This is a genomic window from Paenibacillus sp. FSL E2-0151 (assembly GCF_037993015.1).
GTDB lineage: Bacteria > Bacillota > Bacilli > Paenibacillales > Paenibacillaceae > Paenibacillus > Paenibacillus amylolyticus.
Genome location: NZ_CP150308.1, coordinates 1,317,960 through 1,342,198 on the forward strand (window position 1 = coordinate 1,317,960; position 24,239 = coordinate 1,342,198).

Here is a 24,239-nt window from a genome sequence, read left to right on the forward strand (position 1 = left end):
TGCTCTGTTCCAACCGCGAGCTGGACGATGTCCTCAAGCCCGGCACGGAGTGGAGCTTTTCATTTGGAATAGAGAAAATCCACTTTTGTGGCATATTGATCGCTTGTTCGCACGCGAAGGACATGTTCTCCCACATTCAGGATACAACGCAATTACTTGCTCCATACGCGCTAAGGTCCGCTTCGGCATGGAGTAACTTTGCAGAGTCGCTTTAGTTCGACTTATTGAGCTGTCCCTGATGTAACTGATAGTAGAATCCTTGTTGCTTCATCAACTCATCATGGTTGCCCCGTTCAGCGATCTGTCCATCATCAATGACGAGAATCTGATCGGCTTCACGAATCGTGCTCAGCCTGTGGGCGATGACAAAGCTGGTGCGGTCTTTCATTAAAGTGCGCATCGCTTCCTGGATCTTCATCTCTGTACGCGTATCAATGCTGCTTGTTGCTTCATCCAGAATAAGAATGGCCGGATCAGCCAGAATTGCCCGGGCAATGGTCAGCAGTTGTCGTTGTCCCTGACTCAGGTTGCTTCCCCCGGAAATGATGGGGGTGTCGTAACCTTGTGACAGTTTGCGGATGAACGAATGTGCATTCGCCAGCTCAGCCGCTTGCCTGATCTGTTCATCGGTTGCGTCGGGCTTGCCGTAGGCGAGATTGTCGCGAATGGTACCCGAGAACAGGTAGGCATCCTGAAGTACAATGCCGAGTTGCCGACGGAGTTGATCCTTCTCCAGTTCCGAGATGTTACATCCATCGATGGTAATCCGTCCGCCTGTAATCTCGTAGAAACGGGGTAACAGGTTGATAATGGTCGTTTTGCCTGCGCCGGTGGGTCCAACAAGTGCAATCATCTCACCAGGTTTTGCAGTAAAACTGACCTTCTTCAAAATGTCTCGCTCCGCACTGTATCCGAAAGAGACGTCTTCAAATACCACTTTACCTTGAATCTGGTCCAGTTGTTTCTTCTGTTCCTCTACGTATTCGCTAGGTGTATCCATAATGTGGAACACACGTTCAGCACCTGCGATTGCAGCCTGAATCAGATTGTACTGATTGGCCAGATCGTTGAGCGGCCGCTCAATCTGGCGGGAGTAAGCGAGAAAGCTGACGATCAGTCCGATGGACGTCATTTCATGATAAGCCATCCATCCACCTACAGAAGCGAGTATGGCAAACCCGATATTATTCATCACGTTCATCGTAGGTCCAACCAAACCCGAAACGGTCTGGGCCTGTGTGCTGGATGTGCGCAGTTTCTCGTTCAAATTCTCAAAATGTTGATGTGCCTGATCCTGACGGTTATAAGCCGCTACGACTTTTTGTCCAGCAATGGTTTCCTGAGCATACCCATTAAGCTCACCAAGCAATTTCTGCTGGGCGGTGAAGTGTTTACGTGTTCTTGACGCGATCAGGCGAGTGGCGATGGTAATCAACGGTACAGTCACCAGACTGAGCAGGGTAAGCCGTACATCAAGTGCAAACATGATTGATAAGGAACCAACGAGCAGGATGGCACTGGACATCAATTGGGTTACGCTTTGGTTCAGCGTTGTAGATACGTTATCGATATCATTGGTCGCCCGGCTCATGAGATCCCCGCTTTGATTTTTATCAAAAAAATGGACAGGCAGCTCTTGTAGTCGGGAGAACAATGCATGTCGCAGATCCTTAACGGTCAGTTGGGACACACCAATCATGACATAGGATTGAGCCCACATCAGGAGTGAGCCAAGGACATACACACTCAGCAAAAGAAGACATTCCTTCAGCAAACCCGCTGTTACTTTGGGCACAATATGTTCGTTTACGGCGCGGCCGAGAAGGTAAGGTCCTGCCAGATTGAGCAGTGTTCCAAGAGCCGTCAGCACTAATGCAGCGATAACTCCTTTGCGATGACGTCCCATGTACGACCATACCCGAATCAGGGCGTGGCGAGCATTTTTGGCTCTGACTTTGGGAACAGGTCCTCTGCCCGCTGGTCCGGGTCTTCCGATGGGAGGCACGACCGTTTGTTGTATGGAGGAAGATGCAGGTTTAGCCAAATTGAACATCCTCCTTCCGTTGCTGCGAATAATAGATGGCTTGATAGTGTGATGAATGAGCCATAAGGTCATCATGTGTGCCTCTGGCAACGATCTGTCCTTCATCAATGACATATATACAGTCTGCATCCTTCACGGAGGAGATCCGCTGTGCAATCAAAAAGGTCGTGCTGTCTTTCATCAAGGACTGCAAAGCCTTCTGAATGCTCGCTTCCGTACGCAGATCAACAGCACTGGTGCTATCATCCAGAATCAGTACTTCCGGTCGCATGAGCAGGGCGCGTGCAATGGATATCCGCTGTTTTTGTCCACCGGACAGATTGACCCCGCGTTGACCCAGCTCCGTGTCATAACCATCTTTCAGTTTCATAATAAAATCATCCGCTGCCGCAGCTTGTGCCGCAGCACGCAATTCAGCATCCGTTGCACCGGGCCGGCCGAAACAAATGTTATCCCGGATGCTGCCGCTGAACAGGATGGATTCCTGTAGCACAATGGACACACGACTACGAAGATCCTGAAGATCCCAGTGGCGAACGTTCACTCCATTCACGAGCACTTCACCCTGCGAAGCATCGTATAGACGGGGAATCAGCTGCACCAGCGAGGTTTTGCCTGAACCTGTTGAACCGATCAGGGCCACTTTCTCACCCGGGCGAGCCTTCAGGTTAATGTCAGTGAGTGCATGGTCTCCGTCATAACGGAAAGATACGTCTCTGAACTCCACTTGACCGCCTGTGTGGGAGGGAAGAGAAGACGTTTGGTTTCGGGACTGATCACGAGTAGACGGGGATGACTGTACATTCCGGGAGTTATCGGTTCCCGATTGAATATCCGGCTGTGTATGTAACACCTCGTTGATCCGTGCAGCTGATACCTTGGCGCGGGAGAAACTCATCATCATCATGCCGATCGACGTGAGGGACGAGAGTACAACCGTGACATAGTTGATAAAAGCAATCAGATCCCCGGCAGCAATATCGCCTCCCACTACCTGGAAACCTCCAAACCACAGCACCGCTACAATGGTAGCGTTCAGCATCAGGCTGAGTACGGGTGCATTCAGTGTGACAATACGCCAGGCTTTGACGGCAGTTGAGGTGTAATCTTCATTGGATTGTTTGAACCGCTTTTTCTCCAGACGCGCACGTGCAAACGCCTTGACGACACGAATGCCGGCAAGATTCTCCTGAAGCACAGCGTTGACCTGATCAAGCTTGCTCTGCACACTGGCGAACAGCGGATAGGAAGCTTTTATCAGGATAAATAAAATAATAAACAGCACCGGTACAGTCGCAATAAGAATCAAAGCCAGCTTCACACTGATCGTAAACGCCATGATGATACTACCGATGATCAGCATCGGCGAACGGATAAACATCCGTAGCAGCATCTGCACAAAGGTCTGCATCTGGGTAATGTCACTCGTCAGACGAGTGATCAGAGATCCTTCCTGAAACGTATCCAGATTGCGGAAAGAGAAGGTTTGAATATGGTCAAACAGTTCCTGGCGCAGATCTGTGCCGTATCCAACGGCAGCTTTGCTTGAATAGAGTGTACAGCCTGCGCCGCCGATCCAGCCGATTAACGCAACAAGTAGCATGATCAGACCTGTAGTCACGATATGGGGCAGATTCCCTGCAAGTACACCATCATCTACAATGCTGGACATCAGCTTGGGCTGGAGCAGGTCCATGGTAACCTCAAGTACCATGAGCAGCGGGGCGACGATTGCCGCCGACTTATATGGGGTCAAGAATCGTTTTAACGTCCACAATAGGGAATCACCTCAATCTTCATAGCATAAGTGAATCAATTTCATAATACCTTTAGCTGCTTCAATCGCGAATCTGCATCACCTCAGGATTCACGCAGGTTTTGAAGCATACGCTGTGCAAGTGCAGACATGATCTTGGATTCTTCCGGTGTAAAATCTTTCTGGGCTTGCTGTTCCAACTCCTGAATCACTTCTCTCAATTCTTGTAGCGCGGAGCGCCCCTGATCCGTCAGGTATACCCGCAGACTGCGCAGATCCTTCGGGTCTGCTTCACGTCTCACATAACCGGATGATTCCATACGCTTGAGCATGACGGTTACCGTTGCGGGACTGCGCTGAAGTTGTTCGGCCAGGTTTTTCTGGGATTGGCCATCTTCCCGTTCAAGCTGGAACAGCAAAGGGGGCTGCCCCGGGTATAACTCGGGGTGGTTCACAAGTTTCTCATGAACCTTGTAGCGTTTCAGTTTCACCAGTTCGGATAGCTGGCCCATTAACCGATCATTTTGGACTGGGTTCATATCATCTACTCCATTTCTACCTTCGTTCCATCTTCTCGGTACAGAAAACCAGACTTTTTGAACATGCACATTTAGTTAGTCGACTAACTAAATTTTAAGTTTGATTTGATATATCGTCAAGTGAATGCAAGTCGTTAATTTTGGATTTAAGGTATTTCCAGGTCGATTGGCTGGAAAGTAAACAAGTAAAATAGATAAGAAAAAAACAAAAACCTCTACTTTGAGCGAAAGAGAGCATGATAACTAACTCTGTTCCGGTCTCTAAGAGAGGTTTTTTGGTATTGTCACACGTTAAGTGTGGAGTGTAAGAAAATTATTTTTTGGAGAACATTTCTTTGGCTTCATCCATGGCCATTTTATTACCGATAGATGAGTAATCCAGCCAAGGCTGTGCACCAATCGGGTAGACGTGACCGGCTTTGACTGCTTTCAGACCTTGCCAGATCGGATTGTTTTGCAGCTCCTTGAACATGGTTTGGGCTTCATCATCCGAATTCACAACCACAAAGATCGCATCTGCATCATAGTCCGGCAATATTTCACGGGAGACGACTTGATACGGTTTAGTCGAATCGATATCAGTGATCCCTTTGGCAGGAGTCAGACCGAGATCCTCATACAAAATGGGACCCATGGGACGGCGTGTACTGAATACACGCAATTCTTTGGCAGTAACACGAATCGCCATCACAGTCCCATCACCAATCGTATCATGAATTAGAGATTTCACTTCTTCCGTTTCGGTTGCGTAGTCCTGAATGTATTGCTCGGCTTCCTTCTCGCGATTCACGAGTTTGCCAATGTCTTTCAGATGGTCGCGCCATGTACCGTCATCCAGATTAAAGACATGCACCGGAGCAATTTTTTCGAATTTGGCAAGATCACCACCGGAAAATTCTTCGTCCAGATAGATCACATCGGGTTTCAGGGCAAGCAAAGCTTCCATATCCGGGTCTTTAACCGGACCAAGTGGCGTTGTATTTTGAAGTTGATCAGCAACATGGGACAGGAAATCTTTGGCTTCGCCACCGATAACGGAACCAACCGGAGTAATGCCGAGAGACAGCAGATCATTGGTCAGATGGATCGACATGGAGGCAATACGTTGCTCTCCTGAACTTGCACTGTTGTCCTGATTTTTGGTTGAAGTATCCGTGGACGAACCACCAGAAGCAGATGATGAATTATTGGTCGTTCCACAGGCTACAAGCACAAGCACCAGACAGATACTCATGACAAGCATAAGATTTTTCTTTAACATGGGTAATCACATTCTCCTTGAACATCTCTTGGATGTCTTTATTGTTTTTTTGAAAAAAAGATCACTTGCTTCGTACTAAAAGGTACAAAAAGTAAGGTGCACCAATCGCAGCAACCACCACGCCTGCCGGAATGGCATTAGGCTGAAAGATCGTTCGCCCGATTGTATCGGCGCTCACCAGAATAACCATACCGATAAGCCCGGCGGCTGGAATCAGATGCCGATGCATCGGACCGACAAGCCTACGCGCCAGATGTGGTGCCGCCAGACCGATAAAGCCGATTCCACCAGCCATTGATACACTAACGGCAGACAAAGCCACGGCACAGAGCAGCAAAATAATACGCTGGGATCGGACAGGCGTTCCGATACTGGTTGCGGCAGCATCTCCAAGATTGAAGGCATCGAGCGTTTTGGATCGACTCCAGATGTACGATATACATAACACCACCCAAGGAAGCAACGCTTGCACATGAATCCAATCCCGGCCCCAGACGCTTCCTGCCAACCAGCGAGCGGCAAAGGAATAGGTGTCTTCATCCAGACGCAGGGATAGGTAGAGTGTCAAGGCATGGAACCCGGCCGCTACCGCGATTCCCACCAGAATCAGCTTAATGGGTGATACGCCGTTATGGCGATCATAAGATAACAGCATGATGATCAGGGCAGCGGCCACACTGCCTGCAAAAGCAAACAACGGGATCAGCAAGGCCACAGAGCCATCCATCGTAAAGGAGAGACTAACAAACACCATTAGTCCAAATGCAGCCCCTGCATGTAATCCCAGAATGCCCGGGTCCGCCAATGGATTGCGGGTGATCCCTTGCAAGGCTGCTCCGGCAATACCAAGTCCTGCTCCGGCCAGTACAGTTACCAGGATGCGAGGCAGTCGGTAATCAAACAGTACAATCTGATCATCCGAACTGCCATTACCAAACAAAGTCTGTAACACAGCCGCTGGGGAGAGACGAATGGTTCCCGTGTTCAGGCTGATCACAATAACGGCAATCGCGATGCAGAGCAGCGTGATACTGACAACTATCGAACGTTTACCTCGTGAAGGTGTATTAAAATTCATCGCTACAAGGCCCTCCTTTCTTTACGGGCCAGATAGAGGAAGAACGGTACACCGACAAAAGCGACCATAATGCCTACCGCGAGCTCCTCGGGCGGGTTCACGATGCGTGAGCCCAGATCGGCGAGCACCAGTAATATCGCTCCAAGTAGAGAAGACATCGGAATGATGAGTCGATAATCCACACCCACCAGTTTGCGTGAGATATGGGGGATGACAAGTCCGACAAATCCAATCGAGCCTACTGCCGACACGGACACACCAGCCAGCACAACAACTGCTGCGAGGGCGAGAAACCTCGTCCAACGCAGGTTAATCCCGAGATTAATCGCCACTTCTTCACCGAGTGACATAAGGGATACACGCCGGGCGAGTGGCATGATCAGCACGAGCGTCATGAGCAGCACGGGAAGAATCAACTTCAGATGCCGCCATTCAATTCCGCCAAAACCACCCGCATACCAGAAGGCCAGATCCTGACTCAGGTCAAAATAAATGGCAATGCCTGTGCTGAGCGAGGTTAACATGGCTGCAATAACGGCTCCGGCAACGGTCAGTCTGATGGAATTCAGACCACCAGGTGCTGCCATTCCAAGCAGGAAGATAAGCAGTGTGCCCAGAACAGCCCCCACGAATGATAAAAACATAATCCAGCCGTATGGCAGTCCGGGCCAAAAGGCAAAGCTCAATGCTACGACAAAAGTGGCTCCAGCATTGATGCCCAGAATGCCCGTGTCTGCCAGCGGATTACGCGTAATACCTTGCATTAAAGCTCCTGCAACGGCAAAGGCAGCGCCGATAATAACCGCGGCAAGGACACGAGGCAGCCGCAGTTCATGAATAATCTGATGTGGTGTCAAAGCTGGGTTGTACTGAAATATGGCAGCCCATACGGTTTCCAGCGTTAGCCCTTTGGCACCTAAAGAGATTGCGACAAACATACTTAGCAGCAGTATGGCTATGGCAGACAAAAACGTCAGCCCAACGGTCACTGCAGATTTTCTTGAATTAGATGGACGATGTGGCAGTCCCGGATGTTGAATACGGGTCACTCCTTTGGTACCAACAACGTATTTCATTGTTATTGATTATCATTATCAATTAGTGATCATTATAGAATCTTAATTCAGGCCCGTACATGGCATAAATTAAGATTCTGGAGATGGACATTTTTTAGATTACAAAAGTGAAGGTTTGTTCGTCAACATAGAGAGCGCTTCATCGAGCTGGATGTTGATGGAATATGGAGCATATACGACCCACGAGTTCCAGTCGATGAGATGTACACGTCCGTTTTTTACCGCAGTATGGCTGTTCCACAGTGGATTCGAAGCCATCTCTTTCAACAGTGTTGCCTTTTCATGCATAGAATTAATCGCCAGTACCAGCACATCTGCCTCCAGTCCGTCCCATTCTCCTGGTGTGAAGGGCAGCCAGTTGAATCCAACGCCGGGAGATTTGCCAGCCAGTTCGGTCTGAATGCGCTGAGGAGCGGCCAATTGCAAGGTTCGATAAAAGACATGTCCAAAGTTCCGATGGCTGTACATCCGTGGACCTTTAGGTGTTAACGTGCCAACGGCAACGGTGATGTCCCCGACGAATTCCTTGATTTTTTTGCGTGCACGCTCTGCCTTGCGTTCATGTCGATCCAGCCAATCTGTGGCTGCTTGGGTACGATCCACAATGGATGCAATCTGATGCAGATGACCAAAGACGTCTGTCTGGTTCCAGGGAATCGTGATGATGGGCGCGACATCGCCAATATGCTCCATCGCTTTGGTAGCTGCATTGTCCTTGGTCAGAATCAATTCAGGATTCACATCCAGGAAAGCCTGACGTCCCTGTTCCCAAGGTTCATAGGCGTGGAAGGGCAGCGTCAGCGATTTGGGCATATGAGGAAGATGGCCTTGGATCTGAGCTGCGCATGGCGTGATACCAAGTGTCATCAGGTGGTCCGTGTATGGATAGGAGAGCGACACGATATTTCGGTGGACCTGCTTCGAATAGGAAGTTGGCGCATAACCAGCATGGTTTCGGAAACGTCGGCTGAAATAAAATTCGTCACGGTAACCCACTTCACGAGCTACATCACGGATACGCAGATCTGAAGTAAGCAGCAATTCCTTGGCTCGGTTCATACGCAGATGAGTGATGTACTCAATCGGATTTTTCTGCATGCGGCTCTTGAATAGCTGCGAGTAATAGGACGGGTGCATGTCAGCCAGTTCAGCCAGCTTCTCCAGCTTGATCTCGTGCATATAGTTTTCGCGCATGTATTGCAGGGTGGACCTGAGCCACTGTTCGGGTTCATCCTGCCCAGCCCCCACGTCAGTCTGGTCTTCTTGAGGCCAGAGCATATGTAACAGTTCCGTCAGGAAGAGCTGTGCTTTCAAGCCCCTTTCCAAACCTTCATTGCTTAATTGTGTAAGCTGTGCGGCAATGCGCTGTATACCGTAAAATGGGCCCTGAATCCAGCCTGTAACAGGTGAACTGAGCTCACGTTCGTAGATTCGTCTGGCTTTTGTTTTCTCCGTAGCCCGATACATATCAAAGTGAATGATATAAAGTTCAATATCATGGTCTTCATCTCCGATCAGTTCAATCGCAGTTCCTGGTAGGGACAGACAAGCTGATTTGCGAACCACGTGAGATTTGATTCCATTCATGATCAGTTGGCCTGTGAATTTGTGCATGTATATGAAGGTATGATGAGCTAGCTCAGCTGTGGACCAGCGCCATTTCCCACGGGTTATAATATGTTCTGCCTGACGAAGTTCGATCAGGGTATCATTCAGGAAGGCATCCAGGCCTGCCCGGGTTGAGGATTCCTTTTCTGCGTTGGGACTTGTCTGCTGATGCAACGTGTGTGGATTCATGCCGCTGTGGGCAGTACCGGGGATGGTAGTCATGGTGCTGTGCAACCTCCTCTCTTATGAACAGTTTAGCTAATAATTGAATCTGGAACGTACCATATTTTCTCGGACCTGAAGGTCTTTCTTAAACGTCTATTGATGTGTTTGGCATGATGTAGTGAATACTGGCTGCCTTGTCAAAAGCACGTTTGCAGTATAGCCAGATGTTTTATGAATAGCACAGGGTATATGATCCCGTTATCAGATGTGATCGATAGTTTAACCAGATTGTCGCTAGTTACAAGTATGTTTACGGACAAGACTTCTTGGCCCTAGTCTGCTGATAATCTTAGCAAATCTACTGGAGAATTGAAATGTACACAGATATGTTCGAGGCCCTGATGAGCTTGAAGTCTATTGAAAGCACATAATCGAAATCGTTTTCTGACGTAAGCGTTTCTTTTTGGTAAAATAAAGGGGATAACATGTTGGCCTGATCTGAATCATGAACCTTTTCAACTCAAATTGCAGTAGGGAGGCTTTAATATGACAGAAGTAGTGGGACGGGACAAAGTACGCTGGGGCATTATGGGCACGGGATGGATTGCATCCCAGTTTGCAAGGGATCTGGAGCATGCGGGAAACGCTGTGAAAGCAGCGGTAGGTTCACGGACAGCGGGAAGTGCGGAGAAGTTTGCAGCTGAATATGGTTTTGCACGCGCTTACGGTTCTTATGATGAAATGCTACAAGATCCTGAGGTAGATATTATCTATGTGGCAACACCTCATCCTGTGCATAAGGAAAATGTAATGGCTTGTCTGGAGGCAGGCAAGGCGGTGCTCTGTGAAAAGCCGTTTACGATGAACGCGCGTCAGTTGGAGCAACTGGTGGAGACGGCACGGGAGCGTAACCTTTTCCTGATGGAAGGGATGTGGACACGCTTTTTGCCACCGATCGCTCAAGCCAGAGCATGGATTGCAGAAGGACGAATTGGTGAAGTGCGTTTGCTCCAGGCAGACTTTGGATTCCGTGTCGGCTGGGAGCCGGAAGGTAGGTTGCTTAATCCGGATCTGGGTGGAGGCGCATTGTTGGATGCAGGGGTGTACCCGATCTCATTCGCATCGATGATCTTTGGTGAACAGCCCCAGCATGTATGGAGTACGGCCAATATCGGTGAGACGGGTGTGGACGAGCAATTTTCCGTGTTGTTGTCCTATTCCGAGGGACGTTCTGCATCACTGAGTGCTGCCATTCGTCTGAACCTTAGCAATGAAGCGGTCATATACGGTACGGAAGGCAAGATTCGTCTTCCTTTATTCTTGGCGGGTAAAGAAGCCTATCTGCATGTGAATGGTCAGGACGAGCCGGAGAAGTTCACGGATGATCGAACATGTATTGGTTATGCTTTTGAGGCAGAAGAAGCGGGACGTTGTATCCTCGAAGGTCGGACGGAGAGTAACACCATTAAACTGGACGAATCCTTGGAAATCATGAAGCTGATGGACACGATTCGGGGCCAGTGGGGATTACGTTACAAATCGGAGTAAACAGACAGGAGCTGACGTGTGATGGTGAAGATTCTGATATCCGGGTTTGAACCTTTTGGCGGGGATGCGGTGAATCCGACGGGGGCGTTAATGGAGGCTCTTGCAAACGAAATGATCGAGGGTGCTGAGCTAAAAACAGTACTGTTGCCCGTGCACTTCGATGAATGTGCAGACCTGCTGATCGCAGAGATGGGAGCCTATCGGCCAGATGTCGTCATCGCCTGTGGGCTGGCCAAGGGCAGAACATCCATCACACCGGAGCGGATCGCCGTGAATGTCAAAGATATTCCGCCAGGCTCCTACGCGGATAACCAAGGACAGCGTCCTGTGGACGAGCCAATTGTAGATGGCATCCCAGATGGATTGTTCTCCACCTTGCCCATACGTGCCATGGTGAATGACATGTCCGCAGCAGGTATTCCTGCTACCGTGTCCAATACAGCAGGTACATATATCTGCAACAACACAATGTACCGGGTGCTGGATCACATTCGAGTAGGGCAACTCCCGATCCGTGCCGGATTTGTACACTTTCCCGCCTCCACAGAGATGGCTGTGTTGCAGCCTTCCGTCCCTTCGCTGCCTATTCCCATGATGCTGGATGCGCTGCGGATCATGATCCGCACGGTTGTGGCTGATTCGTAGGGGATGGTTGCGATCGTTCGGCTGCGGTTGCAGGAGAACGTAGGCGAGGGTTAGATTCGTAGACCGCAGTTGTGAGAGGGAGAGCAGTGGGGTGGATGATGGAGTACAGTAGGGTTCAAGATGACGTGGAGAGCGTGTAGTTGCATGGTTTTTGTCTGCTTCGATCTTGGGTTGAGCAGAGTGTTAGATATGAGTATAAATATGAAGTTGAATAGAGAGTAAAAAAAGAGCTGTCCCATCGTCATAAGTCTGACGTTAGGGGACAGCTCTTTCTATTTCGTGTGTCATGTGTCATGGGTAGTGTAGTCCAACATGGTTAGTGAGGTCACTAGTTTGCAGCAAAGAATCTTGATGAAAGTTTTTTGCCTAGTTAAAAATTAGACTCTAAAACCGCAAACCGCAAACCGCAAACCTCAAATCCGAAACCCATTAAGGCTTATACAACTGTTGTTGGAAAGTAGGAATTCAGCAAAACAGGTACGGGGCAGTTAAAGGACAGACTCCGATTCGTGCCCTCCTGAATGCGACCTTTACTAACCCTAAGTAACTAAGCTCTTAAGAAACAAGACGCAAGGACACCACCATCACCCTGGCTAGCTAAGTGGTTTGTATCCACGAAAACCCCGAATAGACTTCTACGAAGCTTACTCCTCAGAACACCTTGGAACGGACTCAAACGAACCGAGCACACGCTATTCTAGGAAAATCTGCACATACCAATTTCTAACGAATCGTAGGATCGTTATTGGGTGGAATGAAGCGAATTTGTTGGTGATATGACCGATTTCTAACTGAATAGAGTGTCTGGGATTCGTTAGAATTTTCGTAGCATGATATTTGGCTAAATAAGGTGCACTGGGTTCGTAAGAGAAAAAAACTGCGAATTTGTAGCACCCTAAGTCTACTTTTACAAACCACTTAAATTTCGAATCCCCGAATAGGCGCTTCTACGAAGCTTGCTCCTCAGAACACCTTGGAACGGACTCAAACGAACCGAGCACACGCTATTCTAGGAAAATCTGCACATACCAATTTCTAACGAATCGTAGGATCGTTGTTGTGCGAAATTATGCGAGTTTGTCGGTGATATGAACGAGATTTAGCCGAATACGGTGTCTGAGATTCTTTAGAATTCTCATACCACGTTATTCGGCTAAATAAGATGTGCTGTGTTCTTTAGATATAGAGCGAAGTGAAACTAACTCAAATTAAATCAAAGTTAGATTCGCAACAGATCAAGGTCGAACTCGGGAACGAGTCCTTCTTTCATGGCGCGGCCAAGCAGTGCAGTGATTGCACCGTAACCATCATCACCCAGGTTGGCGCTGAACTCGTTAACGTACAGGCCGATATGTTGTGCAGCTACGTCAGGGTCCATTTCTTGGGCATGTTCCATAACGTATGCTCTCGACTCATCCGGGTGCGCCCATGCATATTCAACGGAGGCGCGTGCCCATCCGGCGAGGGTAAGAGCGTCCATGTTGCGACGTGCGATGATCGCTCCAAGCGGGATCGGAAGGCCTGTGTCGCTTTCCCACCAGTTCCCGAGATCTGTCATTAGTTTGAGATCATAATTCTGGTACGTGAAGCGTGCTTCATGGATGACAAGTCCGGCATCGATCTTGCCGTCACGAACAGCAGGCATGATCTGGTCGAATGGCATGACAACAATCTCGCCTATACCGTCAGAAACATTTTGCGCTGCCCACAGACGGAATAATAGATATGCTGTCGAGCGTTCACTTGGCACAGCAACCCGTCGTCCAGACAGATATGCTGGATCGGTCGTGCCATTTGCGGTCAGAACCAAAGGACCACAGCCTCTGCCAAGTGCGCCTCCAGCAGGAAGCAGAGCATAGTCAGATAACACGTATGGCAGTGCTGCATAAGATATTTTCATCACTTCAGGTGTGTCGGGTCCATCCGGATTTGCTGCCAGACCATTGGTAATATCAATATCAGCATAACGGACATCCAGCTTAGGTGCGCCCGGGATTAACCCGTGCACCCACGCGTGAAAGATAAATGTATCGTTTGGACAAGGGGAAAATGCAATTTTCATGATGTAATAACCTCCCGTAAAATGGAACTTGCGGCCTGGAGCGCATCGAGGGCGTCCTTGATGCGCCAAGCGTCGCGGTCGCGTGGACCGACCGCGTTGGATATGGCCCGCAGTTCGAGTGCTGGCACGCCGAACTGCTGGGCAGCTGTTGCCACGCCGAAGCCTTCCATGCCTTCGGCGGCGGCATCGGGCACGCGGCGCAATAGCTCCGCGGCCGTCTCCGCTGTTCCGGTCGCCGTGGACACGGTGACCGCAGTGCCTCCGCTGACAGCGAGCCCGGCCCGCTGCAGTTCATGGCGCAGGCGAGCGGCAAGCTCCGCGTCCGCCGCCACAATGGACGAGCCGAATCCAAGCTCGTCCACACTAAGGAAGCCGTCTGGCGTCTGCGAGCCCAGATCGGCAGCAACCATGGCGTCGGCTACCACGAGGGAGCCGACGTCTGCCCGGCCGGGGAACCCGCCGCCGATGCCGGCACTGATCACCAGCATGTAGGCTGGTGATCCGGCTCCGGCAAGGGGGCCCGGCCTTGAAGATGTGGCAGATGCCTGTGCCACATCGGATGGGCTTGGCGCGGTGGAACCCTGCGCCAACGCCCTAGTGCTCGCAGCCGCTACGGCATATGCCAATGTAGCGGCTGTTCCTGCTGCGGCCGAGGCTGGGCCAACGCCAGCAGCGATGACGTCAAATCGTTCCGCGGCCATGTCTCCCAAACCACGGAGGACCGCATCTTTCTCCGCATCAACCGCGGTTACAATTAACACACGTTGTGATGAATTTGCTTGTACCGGACTAGTATCTGAAGTCGTTGTTGCCTCGCTTAATTCTCCCTGTTGGTCACTAGTCTCGAATGAGGCGTTCGCTTTATTATTCTGATCTTTATCCTGTCTATGTTCATTCATCTCGGATTCTCCTTATGAGGTATTAGAAGTGTAACATATGCCTCCATAGTATCTTTCTTACAGCAAGTTTCTAGTTACACTTCTTAGGGTTACTACTTACTTCTATATTTTCGTGTAAATGTATAGTTCAGCTTATATAAATGGAATTCGGGCATATATTTGTCCACTACAAAAGGACATTTATCTTGATTTTGTCTTTCAAAGAGTGGACACTTTTTCTAAAAAGATACTATATCCATCCATGAATATGAAACACTACATATAGATGTTTTCAGATATAAAATTAAAAATAATCTATATGTAGAATATCAATTCCGAGGTGCTTTCTCATGTCCGTGTCCACCCTTTGAAAGACATATCTACAATATGTATGCTCAGTGCGGACAGCACGAGTTGGCCCTCCAAACGAACAGATAAACGATTCAAAAGGCTGGAGTCTGCCCGACCCATCCAACGCGAATCATATATAGCCTTAGGATTTTAGACCAACAAGCCAAATGAATAACGGTCCAGTCTACACTCGACCACTGCATAGTAGCTTATTTGTGCAAACCCGAATTTTAAGCAAATACACAGTTTTGCTAACTCTGATATAGCTGCCCACTTTACGGCCTACCGTTTGTGCAGACAATAGATCTATAACGCGAGACAACACAACACAAAACAACACAACTAACGCATAACAGACCTAACAATCAATCAGATTAAACGCGCACAAAAAAGTAACAAAGATACAGTGATTATTGAACAATATTTCATCTCCATCATAACGGAAGGGGAAAGATCTGAACAACCTTTGCATGTAATTCTGTCAAAAGCGGTCAAGCAAAGGTTGCGGGTAGCCGTATCACTTCAAGTAGCCACATCTAGCCACATCGCTTCAGATAGTGGTTTTGCTTCACTTCATGTGAACGCCACCCTGATCGAGCCCCGTCGTAAGCCAGAATGAACCTGCTTCCCCAAATTATATATGTCATTTAAACCATATAACCTATCTTTATTAACGTACTCCCAATAAAACAAGAAGTCAAAGTCAACGGTTGACAATTCGATTTAACTGTATTAATAATAGTAATACAGTTAATACACCTAAGAGTTGAATACGTACAGCTGTACAGCTTAGGTAATGCCTTTTTACACCCAGATAACTACACATACACCTCAGATACAGTCATATTTAAAACCCATAGGTTATTTCACACATTTACAGAAAGGAGGTGCGGGATGTTCGAATTAGATGTACGCAGCCGTAAGGCGATCTACGAGCAACTAGTGGACAAAGTCAAAGAAATGATCGTATACGGTATTCTAAAGCCCGACGAGCAGCTTCCTTCCGTTCGTGCGTTATCCACGCAGCTGACCGTGAATCCAAATACGATTCAGAAAGCGTATCGTGAGCTTGAACGTGAAGGTTACATTTATTCTTTGCAGGGAAAAGGGAGCTTCGTATCATCGTCAGTGGAACATCCGAATGAAGCCATGAGAGATGAGATCAGAGAGTCTCTGGTGAAGTTGATTGCAGAAGCTTCGTATTCCGGTTTGACCAAAGCGGATATGACGCTTTTGTTTGAGGAAGCGATGGCCCGTATAGAGAAGGAGGAGCCTCATGATTGAGCTGAATCAAGTCGTCAAAGCATTTGAACAGGAAAAGGCAGTGGATGGCGTAACGATGCACATACATAAGGGGTCGATCTATGGTTTGCTCGGTTCCAACGGGGCAGGCAAGACATCGCTGCTCAAAATGATGGCTGGTATTTACCGTCAGGACAGCGGAACTGTTCGTATCGAAGATAATGAGATTTATGAAAATATGGATCTCAAAGGCCGCACAATTTTTATGGCCGATTCGCCATACTTTTTCCCGCAATCTTCAATAACTCAGATGGCTGCATTTTATCGTTCGGTATATCCGCGCTGGAATGAGGAACGGTTCAAGCAACTGGCCACCGTGTTCAAACTGGATGTAAAACGCAAGCTGCATCGTATGTCCAAAGGCATGCGCCGTCAGGCAGCCGTATGGCTGGGACTTAGCTGCATGCCTGAAGTGCTGCTGATGGATGAGCCTATTGACGGCCTTGACCCGGTCATGCGCCAGCAGATCAAAAACTTGCTGTTCCAGGAAGCAGCTGAGCGTCAGGTAACCATTGTCATCTCGTCGCACAACTTGCGTGAGATCGAAGATTTGTGTGACCATGTGGCGATTATGCACAAAGGCCGAATTATTGTAGAGAAGGATCTCGATGATCTGAAGGCGGATACGCATAAAATCCAGGTTGCTTTCCGCCACCCGGACCATGCCAAAGCCATGGATGAGCAGATTGATATTTTGCATGAAGAGAAACGGGGAAGTGTATCCCTGTACATTGTCAAAGGCAGCCGACAACAGGTAACGGATAAATTCCGTATACATGATCCATATCTGCTGGATGTACTGCCTTTGACGCTCGAAGAAATCTTTATCTATGAAATGGAGGACGCAGGATATGATATTCAACCGATTGTTCTGTAACCGGGGCATCCTGATCCAAAATTTCAGACAGCATGGATGGATAGGCATTTTATATCTCATCACATTGTTGTTCTCACTTCCGTTATATATCGCTACCGAGTACAGGGATGTGCCACAGCAGATTATAAGTTTGTTTCAGGCCAATGGTGAAGTGCAGATTCTGTTCGCTATCACACTGCCCGTAGCAGCTGGTATTTTTCTTTTTCGGTATATTCAGTCTGGTGCACCTTCGGATCTGTTCCATAGTTTGCCGTTACGTCGTAAACATCTATTAACGGTGAATCTGTTGACCGGATTTGTCATGATCCTGATTCCAATCTGGATTACAACTGCGATTACCGGCTGGGTATGGGCGGTACTGGATCAACCTGCGTTTCTGTTCGATGGCAGTACAATCTGGATGTGGGGCTTGAGCATGAGTATCTACTCGCTGTTTATGTTCATGCTAACTGTGGCGGTGGGCATGTGTATTGGTCAATCTGTATTGCAGGGACTCACCGTGTACGCACTCGTCTTGTTACCTGTTGTCGTATGGTTCATTATGTCACTTCATCTCCAGCATTATTTGCTCGGATATGCTTTTGAAGAAGTGGGCTTTAATGCGGAGAAACTCTCACTTGTCCTGCGTGTGGGTTCGATCAGTAACCTCCCTGTAATCCGTCAGGAGTTAATTATCTATGCGATATTTGCAATCCTGTTTATTCCTCTAACCTATGTACTTTATGCGAAAAGACAGGTTGAATCTGCTACCCAAGCAGTTACGTTTAAGCTTATAAAACCTATATTTCGCTTTGGATTGATGTTTACATTGGTTCTGATTGGCGGAGGTTACTTTACAATGATTGCTCCAAGAGGATCAGCTGGATGGGGAATCTTCGGATATATCCTCGGCGGAATTGTAGGTTATATCGTTGCCGAGATGATTATTCGCAAAACATGGCTGATCTGGAGCAGCAGGCTGCTACCCAAGCTGATTCTATATGGTATCATCGCTGGTCTGATACTGTACGTACCTATTGCCGACTGGAATGGATACGCCGCTCGAGTGCCTGAAATGAGCAAGGTGAACAGTATCAAGCTTGGTGGGGAGAGTTATACCTACAGTAACGGTGTCAGTCAGAAAAAGGACGATGCTCACCTCTATTCTAATGATCCGGAATACATGGGGGCAGTTATCGCTCTTCATCAAAAAATTGTGAATTCCGATCTTCCTTTACTGGATGATCCGATTAATACAGGTATGCGTAATGATGAGTCTATATTAATTAACTACAAGCTGGATAACGGCAAAGTGATGAAACGTAAATACTACATTCCAGAAGCCGAATTCCATCAGGAATTAAAGGCTCTGAAACAGTCCCAGGATTACAAAAGAGTCGCCTTTGAAACGTATAAGCTGGATGAAGATGCGTTAAGTTTCGGTATTCGTTCTGCCATAAGTTCATACCGGAAGGTTTATATTAGCAATCCGGAGCAAGTCCGTGAGTTCAAAGCATTGTTGAAACAGGACATTTTTGATCAGACCTATGAAGAACAGCGCTCCCCGTGGCAGTCGTTTGCTTACGCGGAGATGAATCAGGACTCTACTTCGAAAGATCCATTTCAACCGAGGGAGATGTGGAATTTTGAGATCAAACCTAGCTATGATCGGGTATTGGCTTGGCTGAAGGAGAACAAGTTATACGACCAGTTGCTTGTCCAGGCAGATGAGATTGTCTCCGCTCAGTTTGCGAAGCAGGAGATTAACAGTCCGGGTTCGCTTCAGTGGACTACTCCGCAGCCAGAATATATCGATGGAAATCTAAGTGGTAACAAACAGATAGCGACTAAAAACAAAGAAATCATTAGTGATTTGCTCAAACGTCAACGGTCTGGTTATCTAACAGAGAAAGATACCATTTATCAGATCAAGTTGAATGTAACTCGTGGCGAGAACATCTATATGATACTGAAAGAAGAGGATCTGACCGAGGAAATGAAAGCTATTTTGGTCAATCAATAAGCTGGGCTGTATCAGTTGTTAACTATAAGCGGGAAGGGTTCTCCCGTTGATCGAAAGTTTTATTCAACCAGTGAAACCAGATTTACTTGACCAGACACAGTGAATGGAATATATTAGAAAAAGGAAAAGTTCGAGTGACTCGTTCAATCGAATCTCATATGGAACGGCTTATGAGGGAAGCACCCGTAAGAGCAGGCAAATGCCTGACTTGCGGGTGCTTTTTTGTTGTTCGTTGATTTCGTTGGCTATTCTGCTAAATATTTTAGAAGAAAGGGTGTAGAGACGCATGCAAACAGAAGCATGGAAGGAAACGATAAATGAACAGGAGGCCATGGTATGTTGTTCCCTATTGGAACGATCAAGCTCTCATAACTTCATAGAACATCACGGTTTAGTAGAAGAGAAGAAGGGGCGACAGCATATCGAAGATATATCTACAGAAGAAATAGCTTTAATGGAGACGAGTGACATACTATTCCCTTCTCCAGTAGCAGGTAGCCATAGTCACATGAAGGAACAAAGTAACGTCCGGCGTCGTCAATTGCCATTGTTGACTCATCTTATTTTCGGATCACGCCTGCTTATAGGGCTTGTGATTCTGTTCAGCGCAGGCACGATGTATTTTGCTTCTTCAGTAGAGGCTGCTGGCATAGATCTTGGCGTAACAGCGCAAAAAGCATGGGATTCCGTTTTGAACAAAGCCGACGCACAAACCAAGTTAACGTTGAAGCAAGCGTACGATAAAGTGGGAAACTGGAAGACACAAGAGCAGGCTTGGGAACAAAAAATAAAGACACTTCATGCCGCCAATACCGCGCAATTGGAGCGATTACGTGTAGAAATAAGACAAATCGATGATGCGAAGGTCGCAGCTCTAGCTGAAAAGGTGAAGCAAACACAAGCCCGATATGAACCACTATTCGCCCTCTATAGTTCAGTGAATAGACAGTTGGATGCAGCCAAAGCCATCAAAAATAAGGAATGGAGTGCAGCAATCCGCACTCAGGCAGAGACGTTGAGACCCGTTGTGAAACTTGCCAGAGAAGCCATCCGGATCAAGAAAAAGGAACTTGCTGAAGCACGTAAACGGAAGAGCGCTGAAATAAAACGTTTACGAGCTATGCTAGCAGGGGCCGACTCCGCGAAGAAACAGATTCAAACGGCTAAAAAACAGGCGAGTCTGGCAAAAGAACGATATTCCAACGCTCTACAACAGTTCAAACAGAGTACAAAGCAAAGCCAAACGTCACGTGTACTCAGCTCATTGAACGCCTTGGCGTCTGCAGCAGAGAAGTGGGCAGGCACAAAACAAAATATCTACACACTGGAGCAAAAAGTGTCCACTACATATGTGAAAGTCAGACAGGAAATCGCCAAGAGACCCAAATAAGAGGAAACCCGGTCCTCTCTGCAACGTACACAACTTTAGATGTAAAGACGCTTCGATGATGATGGAACGAGGTGGAGCTATTGCAGTCCAAGTTGGAAACGAAACGTACGGGGGCAAAAGGTTTTAAACGTAAACGTTACTGGATTCCCAGCGTTGTACTAATTTTGATCATAGGTTTTATTGGGATTGGTACACAATGGACACCCAAAATAACGGTATTTTTATTACAATCATTAATTGAAACTGCTAATCCAGACACAAATAGCAAGGACACTACGCTCTCGGATGGGATAACTCGTGTTGCGGATGTACCCTATGCAGACGAAGGGCGTAATGACAGTACGCTGGATATCTATTATCCTTCCGTAACATCGGAACCTTTGCCTGTTGTGTTGTGGGTTCATGGTGGTGGATGGGTCTTGGGTGACAAAAAGGATATCGCAGATTATGCCGTACAATTAGCCAAACAGGGTTACGTTGTGGTCAGTATGAATTATGCGCTCGCACCGGATACGAAATATCCCATTCCCGTGATCCAGACGAATCAGGCTTTGACTTACGTGAAGAACCATGTCAGTGAGTATCAGGGTGACCCGGAAAACATATTTCTCGCAGGCAATTCGGCAGGTGCCCAGATTGCAAGTCAGACTGCGGCAGTGGTGACCAATCCATCTCTGGCTAAACTGATGAATATAACGCCAGCCGCCCAGCCGGAAGAGTTGCGTGGGGTTCTGCTATTCTGTGGTCCATACAATCTAAGCACGGTAGCCAATACAGGCTTTCCACTCATACGGACATTTCTCTGGTCATATACGGGAGTCAAAACATTCGAAGACTATCCACGTCTGCATGAAATGTCGACCGTGCTTCAGGCTACAGCAGCGTACCCGCCTGCATTTATTACCTCAGGCAATGATGACCCGTTGACCAGTCAATCGATTGAGCTGGCACAAGTATTGAAGCGCCTTGATGTTGAGGTGGAAACCTTGTTTTTCTCGAACTCATCAGAGAAGCTGGGACATGATTATCAATTTAATCTGGAGAGTGACGCTGGACAACAGGCGATACATTCGGCAGTACGATTCATGCAACAGTATAGTCGATGAGCAGACAAGTCTGTGGTACACTCGAAGCAAATGAGGGCGCAGGAGGAGAAGTATGGCAGATAAAGAAGATTTGACCCGGTTCGGGGTGGCTTTTCCTACACCTCTAATTGAGCAGTTTGACCAGTATATTGAGGAACAGGGATACAAAAACCGATCGGAGGCTTTCCGTGATCTTGTTCGCAAAACATTACTTCAACCTTCTGTATTACAATCCGACCAGGATGTGGCAGGCACCATTGTGATGGTCTACGATCACCATATCAGTGATCTTCCCATTCGTTTGATGGAGCTCCAGCATGAGGCGCATCATGACATCATTTCCAATATGCACGTGCACCTGAACCATGACCAGTGCCTGGAGGTAATTGCCGTACGGGGTAACCTGGGACGATTGCGTCATTTGCATCAACAGATCCAGGTACAAAAAGGTGTTTTGTATGCGGAGCTGTCCGTGACTTATGTAGATGAACTCAACAAACTGGCTCATGCTCAGAGTCGTCAGGAGGGCAATCCGGATCAAAGTCTGGATCACAATCAAGGTGCGGGTCAGCATGGTCACAGCCATCATCATCGCTCTACGGAGTAAGACAAATACGAATACGAGTGTAATTTCTATGAAAATATAACAAATCTAAAAAACAGACTATTGGTTAGATGCCAACTGTCTGTTTTTTTTGTTTGTTATAATACCTGACTTTATAGAGCGCTACAAATGCTCGGTTATACAACTTTTTATTTATTAATTCTGAAATATGAAAAAATATGGATTACGAAGTTAACTTTGTTGACATATGTTTTGTATTTTGTGCTACAATTTCTCTAAAAAGTAACACGATAAAAGGGAGTGCAGCACATATTTAGAGGGGGGACGACCAGAATGGGCAGATTTTTATGGAGATGGGGAAAACGAAAAGGTAGAACAGGATTAGGCATCTTACTTGTATGTTCCATTGGTTTATCTGGTTGTGCACAGAGCACAGCGCCAACAGCTTCATCAGCAGAGAATGGAGAATCAGGTACAGCCTTAACCAAAGACGAATTGGTGCTGGCGGTTGGCACCGAGCCGGAAGGTGGGTTTGATCCAACAACCGGATGGGGGCAATATGGGTCACCGCTTTTCCAAAGTACCCTGCTGAAGAGGGATGCCAAGTTACAACTGGTTAACGATCTAGCTACCGCATATTCAGTTAGTGAAGATGGGCTGACCTGGACGGTTACGCTTCGGAACGATGTGAAATTCTCTGATGGGGAACCCCTGACGGCTGAGGATGTAAAATTTACGTTTGAAACAGCTGCCAAGAGTGGGTCCGTGATTGATCTGACCAATATGGCTGATGTACAGGCACCTGATGATAGCACGGTCTTATTTACACTGAAGTCGCCGCAGTCTACATTCATCAGTCTGCTGACGACACTTGGCATTGTGCCTGAACACGCCTATGGTGCCGATTATGCAGAACATCCGGTCGGATCAGGACCGTACAAGCTGGTTCAGTGGGACAAAGGACAACAGGCCATCGTAGAAGCCAATGAAGAATATTACGGTAACAAGTCTGTATTCCACAAACTCACCTTCCTCTATCTGGATGAAGATGCAGCCTACGCCGCTGCGCAGGCAGGTACGGTGGATATCGCTGCTATCCCGGCAGCGTTTAGCAAACAACAGGTGAATGGCATGACATTAGAGGCCGTGAAAACCGTAGATAACCGTGGCATCATGTTCCCGATGCAGCCTGCTGGTGCCAAGTCGGGCGATGGTCTTCCCGCAGGGAATGATGTGACATCCGATTTGGCGATTCGCCAAGCGGTGAATGTCGTGATTGATCGTAAGGCTTTGGTTGAGGGTGTACTGGAAGGGTACGGTCGTCCAGCGTATTCCGTCAGCGATGACCTGCCTTGGAGCAATGCGGAAGCTGTATTTACGGATGCCAATCTCGAAGAAGCAAAGCAGATTCTGGCCGCTGGTGGCTGGGTAGATGCGGACGGTGACGGTATCGTCGAGAAAAACGGCGTCAAGGCCGAATTCAATCTGCTTTATTTTGCAGGTGATTTAACAAGACAATCTCTGGCACTGGCTGCTGCGGATATGGTAGCCCAGGCGGGAATCAAAATCAATGTTGAAGGCAAAAGCCGTGAAGAGACAAAAAAGATGGCTTACTCCAACGCTGTATTATTTGGTTGGGGCAGTCATGACCCTTTGGAAACCTATAACCTCTATAGCAGTACTCATAAAGGAGAAGGGTATTACAATGTGGGGCTGTACAGTAATCCTGTCGTGGATTCTTGGATGGACAAAGCCCTTCAGGCAACAAGTGAAGAAGAGGCATTGCCGTTCTGGCAGAAAGCGGAATGGGATGGAACAACAGGTTTCAGTTATCAGGGTGATGCGCCATGGGCGTGGCTTGTGAACATAGATCACCTGTATCTGGTTACGAATGGCCTGAACATTGGTGAGCAGCAGATCCACCCCCATGGTCACGGCTGGCCGGTGACAACCAATCTGGAGGAATGGTCCTGGGATAACAGTACAAAGTAGGAAACGTACCGGTAG

18 protein-coding genes are annotated in these 24,239 nt (G+C 47.9%); 9 read left to right on the forward strand and 9 right to left on the reverse strand.

Annotation, left to right across the window (positions count from 1 at the left end; translation table 11 throughout):
* Nucleotides 1-211: 211 nt before the first annotated feature.
* From MHI55_RS05950 to MHI55_RS05980, 7 genes are all read right to left on the reverse strand, one after another.
* Nucleotides 212-2,044, reverse strand: coding sequence for an ABC transporter ATP-binding protein (locus MHI55_RS05950; RefSeq protein WP_340032073.1), 1,833 nt, complete (start codon nucleotides 2,042-2,044; stop codon nucleotides 212-214).
* Entirely contained in the window at nucleotides 2,037-3,821 is a 1,785-nt protein-coding gene (locus tag MHI55_RS05955) for an ABC transporter ATP-binding protein (protein ID WP_340389272.1), read from the reverse strand. Before MHI55_RS05955 ends, MHI55_RS05950 begins: the two co-directional genes overlap by 8 nt.
* 83 nt (nucleotides 3,822-3,904) lie before the next feature.
* Nucleotides 3,905-4,339 carry a MarR family transcriptional regulator gene (locus MHI55_RS05960; protein WP_340389274.1) on the reverse strand — a complete coding sequence of 145 codons (435 nt, stop codon included), beginning with the start codon at nucleotides 4,337-4,339 and terminating at the stop codon, nucleotides 3,905-3,907.
* A 313-nt stretch (nucleotides 4,340-4,652) separates the two neighbouring features.
* A complete protein-coding gene (locus MHI55_RS05965) occupies nucleotides 4,653-5,600 on the reverse strand; it encodes an iron-hydroxamate ABC transporter substrate-binding protein (protein ID WP_340389276.1) in 948 nt (315 codons plus the stop codon).
* 61 nt (nucleotides 5,601-5,661) lie between these two features.
* A complete protein-coding gene (locus MHI55_RS05970) occupies nucleotides 5,662-6,678 on the reverse strand; it encodes an iron ABC transporter permease (RefSeq protein WP_340389278.1) in 1,017 nt (338 codons plus the stop codon).
* Between the two features lie 2 nt (nucleotides 6,679-6,680).
* On the reverse strand, nucleotides 6,681-7,754 hold the full coding sequence (locus tag MHI55_RS05975; protein ID WP_340389280.1) for an iron ABC transporter permease: 1,074 nt from the start codon (nucleotides 7,752-7,754) through the stop codon (nucleotides 6,681-6,683).
* A 99-nt stretch (nucleotides 7,755-7,853) separates the two neighbouring features.
* The gene (locus MHI55_RS05980) at nucleotides 7,854-9,584 is read right to left on the reverse strand and encodes an AraC family transcriptional regulator (protein ID WP_340389282.1); all 1,731 of its coding nucleotides are present in this window, start codon (nucleotides 9,582-9,584) and stop codon (nucleotides 7,854-7,856) included.
* A gap of 489 nt (nucleotides 9,585-10,073) precedes the next feature.
* On the opposite strand from MHI55_RS05980, the gene MHI55_RS05985 reads away from it, so the two are divergent.
* Both MHI55_RS05985 and MHI55_RS05990 read left to right on the forward strand, forming a co-directional pair.
* Nucleotides 10,074-11,075 (forward strand): Gfo/Idh/MocA family oxidoreductase, encoded by a 1,002-nt coding sequence (locus MHI55_RS05985; protein WP_036672452.1) that lies wholly within the window; start codon nucleotides 10,074-10,076, stop codon nucleotides 11,073-11,075.
* A gap of 21 nt (nucleotides 11,076-11,096) precedes the next feature.
* A complete protein-coding gene (locus tag MHI55_RS05990) occupies nucleotides 11,097-11,720 on the forward strand; it encodes a pyroglutamyl-peptidase I (RefSeq protein ID WP_340389284.1) in 624 nt (207 codons plus the stop codon).
* A gap of 1,219 nt (nucleotides 11,721-12,939) precedes the next feature.
* Here MHI55_RS05990 and MHI55_RS05995 read toward each other — a convergent pair.
* Nucleotides 12,940-13,782 (reverse strand): 1,4-dihydroxy-6-naphthoate synthase, encoded by an 843-nt coding sequence (locus tag MHI55_RS05995; protein ID WP_340389286.1) that lies wholly within the window; start codon nucleotides 13,780-13,782, stop codon nucleotides 12,940-12,942.
* Complete coding sequence (locus MHI55_RS06000; protein ID WP_245838456.1) at nucleotides 13,779-14,543, reverse strand: futalosine hydrolase; 765 nt, start codon at nucleotides 14,541-14,543, stop codon at nucleotides 13,779-13,781. Before MHI55_RS06000 ends, MHI55_RS05995 begins: the two co-directional genes overlap by 4 nt.
* Nucleotides 14,544-15,905: 1,362 nt before the next feature.
* Here MHI55_RS06000 and MHI55_RS06005 point away from each other — a divergent pair.
* The 7 genes from MHI55_RS06005 (at nucleotide 15,906) to MHI55_RS06035 (ending at nucleotide 24,224) form a co-directional block, all read left to right on the forward strand.
* On the forward strand, nucleotides 15,906-16,295 hold the full coding sequence (locus MHI55_RS06005) for a GntR family transcriptional regulator (RefSeq protein ID WP_036606399.1): 390 nt from the start codon (nucleotides 15,906-15,908) through the stop codon (nucleotides 16,293-16,295).
* A complete protein-coding gene (locus MHI55_RS06010; protein ID WP_076329443.1) occupies nucleotides 16,288-17,190 on the forward strand; it encodes an ABC transporter ATP-binding protein in 903 nt (300 codons plus the stop codon). Before MHI55_RS06005 ends, MHI55_RS06010 begins: the two co-directional genes overlap by 8 nt.
* Nucleotides 17,165-19,192, forward strand: a complete 2,028-nt coding sequence (locus MHI55_RS06015) for a hypothetical protein (RefSeq protein ID WP_340027327.1) — start codon at nucleotides 17,165-17,167, stop codon at nucleotides 19,190-19,192. The genes MHI55_RS06010 and MHI55_RS06015 overlap by 26 nt, the downstream gene beginning before the upstream one ends.
* Before the next feature lie 286 nt (nucleotides 19,193-19,478).
* Nucleotides 19,479-20,582, forward strand: a complete 1,104-nt coding sequence (locus MHI55_RS06020) for a hypothetical protein (protein ID WP_076251242.1) — start codon at nucleotides 19,479-19,481, stop codon at nucleotides 20,580-20,582.
* Between the two features lie 80 nt (nucleotides 20,583-20,662).
* On the forward strand, nucleotides 20,663-21,688 hold the full coding sequence (locus MHI55_RS06025; RefSeq protein ID WP_340389288.1) for an alpha/beta hydrolase: 1,026 nt from the start codon (nucleotides 20,663-20,665) through the stop codon (nucleotides 21,686-21,688).
* A gap of 52 nt (nucleotides 21,689-21,740) precedes the next feature.
* Nucleotides 21,741-22,274, forward strand: a complete 534-nt coding sequence (gene nikR / locus MHI55_RS06030) for a nickel-responsive transcriptional regulator NikR (protein ID WP_076251243.1) — start codon at nucleotides 21,741-21,743, stop codon at nucleotides 22,272-22,274.
* Between the two features lie 291 nt (nucleotides 22,275-22,565).
* Entirely contained in the window at nucleotides 22,566-24,224 is a 1,659-nt protein-coding gene (locus MHI55_RS06035) for an ABC transporter substrate-binding protein (protein WP_340389290.1), read from the forward strand.
* Nucleotides 24,225-24,239: the final 15 nt, after the last annotated feature.

What these genes read in the sequence shown, in the direction of transcription:
- MHI55_RS05960 (WP_340389274.1), bottom strand. Translation starts at nt 4,339, where the DNA reads ATGAACCCAGTCCAAAATGATCGGTTAATGGGCCAGCTATCCGAACTG.
- MHI55_RS05965 (WP_340389276.1), bottom strand. Translation starts at nt 5,600, where the DNA reads ATGTTAAAGAAAAATCTTATGCTTGTCATGAGTATCTGTCTGGTGCTT.
- MHI55_RS05970 (WP_340389278.1), bottom strand. Translation starts at nt 6,678, where the DNA reads ATGAATTTTAATACACCTTCACGAGGTAAACGTTCGATAGTTGTCAGT.
- MHI55_RS05975 (WP_340389280.1), bottom strand. Translation starts at nt 7,754, where the DNA reads ATGAAATACGTTGTTGGTACCAAAGGAGTGACCCGTATTCAACATCCG.
- MHI55_RS05980 (WP_340389282.1), bottom strand. Translation starts at nt 9,584, where the DNA reads ATGACTACCATCCCCGGTACTGCCCACAGCGGCATGAATCCACACACG.
- MHI55_RS05985 (WP_036672452.1), top strand. Translation starts at nt 10,074, where the DNA reads ATGACAGAAGTAGTGGGACGGGACAAAGTACGCTGGGGCATTATGGGC.
- MHI55_RS05990 (WP_340389284.1), top strand. Translation starts at nt 11,097, where the DNA reads ATGGTGAAGATTCTGATATCCGGGTTTGAACCTTTTGGCGGGGATGCG.
- MHI55_RS05995 (WP_340389286.1), bottom strand. Translation starts at nt 13,782, where the DNA reads ATGAAAATTGCATTTTCCCCTTGTCCAAACGATACATTTATCTTTCAC.
- MHI55_RS06005 (WP_036606399.1), top strand. Translation starts at nt 15,906, where the DNA reads ATGTTCGAATTAGATGTACGCAGCCGTAAGGCGATCTACGAGCAACTA.
- MHI55_RS06010 (WP_076329443.1), top strand. Translation starts at nt 16,288, where the DNA reads ATGATTGAGCTGAATCAAGTCGTCAAAGCATTTGAACAGGAAAAGGCA.
- MHI55_RS06015 (WP_340027327.1), top strand. Translation starts at nt 17,165, where the DNA reads ATGATATTCAACCGATTGTTCTGTAACCGGGGCATCCTGATCCAAAAT.
- MHI55_RS06020 (WP_076251242.1), top strand. Translation starts at nt 19,479, where the DNA reads ATGCAAACAGAAGCATGGAAGGAAACGATAAATGAACAGGAGGCCATG.
- nikR (WP_076251243.1), top strand. Translation starts at nt 21,741, where the DNA reads ATGGCAGATAAAGAAGATTTGACCCGGTTCGGGGTGGCTTTTCCTACA.
- MHI55_RS06035 (WP_340389290.1), top strand. Translation starts at nt 22,566, where the DNA reads ATGGGCAGATTTTTATGGAGATGGGGAAAACGAAAAGGTAGAACAGGA.